The following is a 5,901-nucleotide window of genomic DNA, read 5'->3' as shown; positions in this document are numbered from 1 at the left end:
GCCCAGTAGTCATTTTTACCCCACAAATGAATGTCGTTGACAAAATTGAGCTGATTGAAAAAGGCATTAACCTTAGTCAGCTTCTCCCGTTCAGGCAGAGTTTTGTAAACAGCCATTTCTCGGCGCCAAGTCTCTACACGCTTGGCTGCTCGGTCACCATAGGTCTGCCGCACCGCATCAACCCAACGTTGCTCTTGAGTATTGAGAGCAAACGAAGCGGTCGTTGCTAGCAACACCACGATTAGTGTGACGAGGCCGTTAGCGAAATAGCGAAGGTTCAAATCGCCGTCCCTGATAGGTTGTTGATCATGGTGACTATTCCTTTAGGGCGTTGTTTTGTGCACTAAGAATTGGTTTCATTAGATACTCAAGGATGGTGCGTTTACCTGTGATAATGTCCACCGAGGCTGTCATTCCTGGAATGATTGGCAGCGAGTTGTCTTTGTCGAGACTCGTCTCTTTCGTTCGGACTCGTACTAGGTAGTAGCTGTTTCCTTCTTCATCAGTGGTGGTGTCTGCACTAATATGCTCAAGGGTGCCCTCTAAACCACCATATTTAGTAAAGTCATAGGCACTGAATTTTACGATGGTATGTAGGTCGGGGCGTAAAAAGGCGATATCTTGCGGCGCAATTTTCGCTTCTACTAATAAGGTGTCTTCACTTGGTACTATTTCAACAATATCCATACCGGGTTGGATGACACCACCGACCGTATTTACGTTGAGTGTTTTAACTGTGCCTGTGACCGGAGAGGTCACTACCGTACGATTTACACGGTCTTCCAAACCAATGGTTGACTCTGTTAATGAAGAGAGCTTGTCCTGTGCTTGGTTTAGCTTCTCTTGTTGCTCAGAACGAAACTTTTGCGCAGCGTCGATACGGCTAAGCATAGCTTCACGAATTGCTGATTGAAGTACAGGGACCTTTAGTTCGCTGGAGGTCATTTCTCTACGAGTATCGTTCACTTGGCGCTGTAGTTTAAGCAATTCAATGCGTGGAACGACACCTTCTTCCGCTAGTGGTTTGGTGATTTCTAGCTCTTTATTGGCAAAGCGGTAGCTTTCGCGCAAGTTTCTTACCCTAGCTTGAATCTCGACGAGGTCTTGCTGTTTCTGTTTCACTTGCTGGTCAAGCAAAGAGATTTGGTTACGAAGTTCGTTGAGGTCTTGACGGTATTCAGCACGTTGGCGAGCAACAAGATCAGGCTGTACCTCTTCCAAAATTGGTGGAAAAGCGAGCTTGTTGAAATTGAGCCGTACACTATCAATCCAGTTGTTTTCATCGAAGTCTTCTTGGATTTCGACACTGGTGATAGATGCTGATAGTTGCAATACACTCGCAGTCAGGTTAGCCACTTGTTGCTCACGCTCTCGGTAGTCTGAACGGAAACGGGTATCGTCAATCAGGAGAAGCTGCTGGCCTTTTTCTACCTTTTGTCCTTCACGTACAAGTATCTCTTTCACTAACCCGCCTTCGAGGTTTTGAACAACTTGTATCTGGGACGAAGGCACGACTTTACCTTGGCCTGCGGTAACTTTATCTATTTCGGCCCAAGAGGCCCATAGAGCGGCAAGAATAAAAAACAGTACCATTACCCACAGCATGATACGGGCGCTACTTGGTGTATTGAGCAATAGCGCGGCCGTTTTGTCGTCGACGTAGTCCAGCTCGTTTGGAGTAAGTTTGTTATAACTACTCTTACTCATGGGTGTTCCTTATAAGGTCAACTGACCTTGAATGTGGTTATTCTATTGATTTTATTACTCATCGCAGAAAATGTTAAGGATTTGCTGTCATATTTATCGTAGTTGAATAGGTTGGCCCTGTTATATCCTCACATTTATATAGAGTTTAGCGCTATCCGGTCAGTTGGGCTTGAGTTCTTCTTATTAAGAGCGCACAATCGATTTAAAAATTTCGCTGAGGAGAAAAGATGGAACTTGATGAGATTCGTCGCGAGTACACGAAAGGTGGATTACGTAGAAAAGATCTGCTGCCAAACCCGATCAATCAGTTTGATGTGTGGCTAAAACAAGCTATTGATGCAAAACTAACCGACCCAACAGCAATGACTGTCGCGACGGTTGATGAACGTGGTCAGCCCTTTCAACGTATCGTTTTATTAAAGAGTGTCGATGATCAAGGCTTTGTCTTTTATACCAACTTAGGTAGCCGCAAATCTAAGCAGATCGAGAACAATGCCCGAGTGAGCCTGCACTTCCCTTGGCACCCAATTGAGCGACAAGTTCATATTACCGGAGTGGCAGAAAAACTGTCTGCGGTGGAGAATATGAAATACTTCTCTTCCCGACCTAAATCGAGCCAAATTGCTGCGATTGCCAGCAAACAGAGTAGCCGAATTTCCGCACGTGGTGTGCTAGAAGGTAAGTTCTTGGAACTGAAGCAAAAGTTTGCTGCGGGTGAAATCCCTGTGCCAAGCTTTTGGGGGGGGTACCGTATTAAACCGGAAAGCATTGAGTTTTGGCAAGGTGGAGAGCATAGGCTTCACGACCGATTCTTGTTCTCGAAAGATCATGACAGCTGGATCGTAGACCGACTCGCACCTTAGTAAGAGCGGTTAGAATCAGTTGCTGACCATCGACTATTTTGATAGATACTGAAACGCCGCTTAAAGCGGCGTTTTAGTGTAAGGGAAACTTGGTTTCTAATTGATGTCCCTAACGACTCGGAAACCTAGATAGTTCGCCGCTTCAAAGGTAGATAGGAACAGCTGTTTATCGGAAGCAGCCATTTCAGGAGAGAAGTTCCAAGCGCCACCTTTGGCAATGCCTTTCGGACTGCTCGTCCACTGCCAAACGTTACCTACTACATCATATAGGCCAAGATTATTTGGCTTAAATGCGCTGACAGGGGAAGTACTCACGTTTGACCATGGTGTACCGCTCCAACCGGTGTTGGCTTCACCTGAGGCAAACTTATCGCCCCACCAGTACTTGTCTTGGCTACCAGCGCGAGCTGCGACTTCCCACTCTTCTTCGGTAGGTAGGCGGTAAGAGGCTCCGGTCTGCTTTCTTAGCCAGTTTGCGTAAGATTTTGCGTCATTCTGGCTAACACAAACGACGGGAGAGTTAGGGTATTGCCTGAAACCAGGATCACGCCAACTCGCGTTTGATACAGGTGTTACTTCGCCACCGACTAACGCTGTACAAGTATTTTTAAGCTCAGCATCGGTTTGATAATTAGTATGCTCAACAAAAGTAGCGAACTGACTCACTGTTACTGGCGTAGCACCAATCCCGTAAGCATGATCAAGGAAGACCTGTTTTGATGCGTTTTCACCTGTGAAGTATTTACCTTGTAAAATAGCAATCATTTCAGGAGCTTGGCCACTACTCTCCATACCGTCAGCGAACTTGCTCCCTGCATATAGAGGGTTAGCCTTCTCTTTTAGTACTGCGCGAATTGCGGTATCCGATTTAATGGATACTTGTTGGCTAAACGCTTTGTAACCTTCTTTTTGAACCGTCACCTCATGAAGACCAATTGGTAGCATGATCTCGACAGGGGTACTGCCATACGAGACGCCGTCGATGTAGACGCCATCATTGAACTGGTTTGAACGCACTGACAGGGTTACCCAAGCCATCTCTTGATCCGCTTGCATCTGCAGTTCGCGGTTTGTACCTGGAGCAAAACAGTATCGAGTATCTACTTGAAGCAAGTCACAAGCCGCTTTAGCTTTCGGGCGGGCTTCTAACTCTACGTCCATAATGGTGCGGTAGCGAGTACCGTCATAGAAGCCAGCTTGCTTCGTATTATGACGAAGTACGTGAATGTTCAGCGCAGTATCATTAATGTTGCGCTTAACAAGTGCGCTTTCACTTGTTTGCTCAGCAAGGCCTGCACGGAACTTCTTAACTGCCTTTTGTAGCGCTAACTCTCGTGTTTGTTGATCACACTGAGCAAGAGTTAGAGAGGCCTGGCATCGGTTAGTAAAGCTGATCGCAAGGGTTTGAGGCTGTTTGATTTCAGTACGAAGCTGTTCTACTCGAGCACGGACTTTACTCTCATCTAGACCCGCGATCTCTTGCTCTACGGCTTCTAGCTCAGCTTGGCGAGTTGTCAGCACGGTTCGTGCTTCCACGACTTCTTGCTCTGCTTCTAGACGAGATTTTTGGTTCTGTTTTACAGCCGACCAAGCGTCTTGGTAAGCTTTTTGCGATGCAGCAAGATCGACATTCGGGTCGTCAATCATTCGTTGGTACGCGTTCTCTAGCTGGCTTTTGGCTTTAGCAAACGACTTATCAAGTGATTTTGCCGTCGTTTCAAGCGAGTCCAACTCAGATTGCTTGCTATTGAGCAGTTGTTGCTGCTGTTCTTTAGCTTGTTGCGCAGCTTTTAACTCACCATGCTTCGTAAACAGTTGGTCGTCAATCTGTACCAACGTTTGTGGAGCGCTCTCTGCTAAAGCAGGAGACAAAACCAAACACGGCGATAATGCTAATAAAAGTGCTGGTAAACCTGGACGCATTGTCTTTCTTCTACATCTAATCATTGGTTAATCGGTTTATTCTAAACGAAAACGCCACTTGTTCTTAAGTTATCAGTTCATAACTTAGGATCAAAATGGCGTTTTTAGCTTAATCTTGTGAATCTTGTATGAGTTTCAATTACTAGCCACTCGGACGCAGTTTAACCCACACTGTGTCATTGCTGTTCACAGAGATTTCACGATTGTACGTTTCAAAACCGTTCTTCGACACAGTAACTTGGTGTTTACCTCGAGGCAGTACAACTTCAACAGGTGTGCTGCCGTAGTTGATACCATTAATAACTACTGAGTCGTCATATTGGTCTGAGCGAACAGTTACGTTAACCCAGTTTTTGTCGCTCTTCTTCGCTTTCTCTTCTTGCTCACCTTTTAGACAGTAGCGAGAAGAAACATTAAGCAATTTACAAGCAGCGAGTGCTTCTGGGCGAGCTTGAAGCTGTGCCTGCATTTTAGTGAAGTAGCTGTTGTTGCCTTCAAAACCAGAGCTAACAATTTGGCTCTCTTGTACGTGCACATTTAACTGAACACCTTTCGCGTTTTGTTTTGCGATGTTCGATTCAGTTAGGCGGTCCATTAACTTCGACTTAAATGCTTTAACAGCACGTTGCTTAGTCAGGTAGTGCCCTTGGCTAGTACATTCACCCAATGTCATGGTTGATGAACAGGTAGTCTTGTAACTCGTTTCAAGAACGTCACTTTCACGAAGTTCAGCGGCGATACGCTTAACGCGTGCTTCCACTTTTTGCTCTTGAAGGTAAGAAAGCTCAGAGTTCAAACGTGCTTGTTTTTGCTTAACTTGTGACAAGCGCATTTCACTTTCAGTGATCGCTTGTTGATTCTCAAGTAATGACGATTGATTCGCTTTCACCTCAGACCAAGCATCTTGATAAGCTTTTTGAAAAGAAACTAAGTCAATATCTGGATCATCCAAAAGGCGGTTATACTGTTTGTCCAAAGCTGACTTGGTGCGGTTACGCTTCGCGTTGAGCTCCTGCTCGCTGCGTTTAAGCTTACTTTGCTCGTTTTGAAGTTGTTGGAGACGTTCAGCTTCAGAGTCAAACTCTTTGGCCATAGTGCCCATTTCCGCTTCTTTATTTTCTAATTTACTCTCGATTTCAGCAACAGGATCGGCCTGTATATTTTCTTCTGCAAAAATCGAAGTCGAAACCCAAAGAGGGCTTAGCGCAAGCAAAAGCGCTGGGATGCGACGTATGATCATAAGTCCCTGCAACAATTAACGTTTAAATTACCAATGTGAAATATTTAAACCAGTGCATATTCCACGGATATGCACCTCAAAAAGGAAAAAGACAAACTTTTGACAGTCCATTGCTAAGATGCCTTGCAAAGGTCTATTTCTTCCATTTTCATCTCTCTTATATAAGAG

General features: G+C 45.2%; 4 protein-coding genes and 1 pseudogene. 1 reads left to right on the top strand and 4 read right to left on the bottom strand.

Annotation, left to right across the window (positions count from 1 at the left end):
- A pseudogene (locus QTO00_RS13290) lies at positions 1 to 242 on the bottom strand (transglutaminase-like cysteine peptidase); the annotation flags it as partial.
- A gap of 73 nt (positions 243 to 315) precedes the next feature.
- On the bottom strand, positions 316 to 1,707 hold the full coding sequence (locus QTO00_RS13285) for an HlyD family type I secretion periplasmic adaptor subunit (RefSeq protein ID WP_331425233.1): 1,392 nt from the start codon (positions 1,705 to 1,707) through the stop codon (positions 316 to 318).
- A 227-nt stretch (positions 1,708 to 1,934) separates the two neighbouring features.
- On the opposite strand from QTO00_RS13285, the gene pdxH reads away from it, so the two are divergent.
- Positions 1,935 to 2,570: a pyridoxamine 5'-phosphate oxidase gene (pdxH, locus tag QTO00_RS13280; RefSeq protein WP_331425232.1), complete on the top strand. Its 636-nt coding sequence runs from the start codon at positions 1,935 to 1,937 to the stop codon at positions 2,568 to 2,570.
- Positions 2,571 to 2,666: 96 nt separating this feature from the next.
- On the opposite strand, the gene QTO00_RS13275 is transcribed toward pdxH, so the two are convergent.
- Together QTO00_RS13275 and QTO00_RS13270 are read right to left on the bottom strand one after the other, a co-directional pair.
- Positions 2,667 to 4,493 (bottom strand): SUMF1/EgtB/PvdO family nonheme iron enzyme, encoded by a 1,827-nt coding sequence (locus tag QTO00_RS13275; protein ID WP_331425231.1) that lies wholly within the window; start codon positions 4,491 to 4,493, stop codon positions 2,667 to 2,669.
- Positions 4,494 to 4,635: 142 nt separating this feature from the next.
- Entirely contained in the window at positions 4,636 to 5,733 is a 1,098-nt protein-coding gene (locus QTO00_RS13270; protein ID WP_331425230.1) for a PEGA domain-containing protein, read from the bottom strand.
- Positions 5,734 to 5,901 lie beyond the last annotated feature (168 nt).

The sequence above is a fragment of the Vibrio sp. M260118 genome (assembly GCF_036533755.1).
In the GTDB taxonomy this organism is placed as follows: domain Bacteria; phylum Pseudomonadota; class Gammaproteobacteria; order Enterobacterales; family Vibrionaceae; genus Vibrio.
This window is presented reverse-complemented; position numbering and strand designations above follow the sequence as displayed.

Excerpts from the sequence above, each read along its gene's own strand:
- QTO00_RS13285 (WP_331425233.1), bottom strand. The coding sequence starts at position 1,707 with ATGAGTAAGAGTAGTTATAACAAACTTACTCCAAACGAGCTGGACTAC.
- pdxH (WP_331425232.1), top strand. The coding sequence starts at position 1,935 with ATGGAACTTGATGAGATTCGTCGCGAGTACACGAAAGGTGGATTACGT.
- QTO00_RS13275 (WP_331425231.1), bottom strand. The coding sequence starts at position 4,493 with ATGCGTCCAGGTTTACCAGCACTTTTATTAGCATTATCGCCGTGTTTG.
- QTO00_RS13270 (WP_331425230.1), bottom strand. The coding sequence starts at position 5,733 with ATGATCATACGTCGCATCCCAGCGCTTTTGCTTGCGCTAAGCCCTCTT.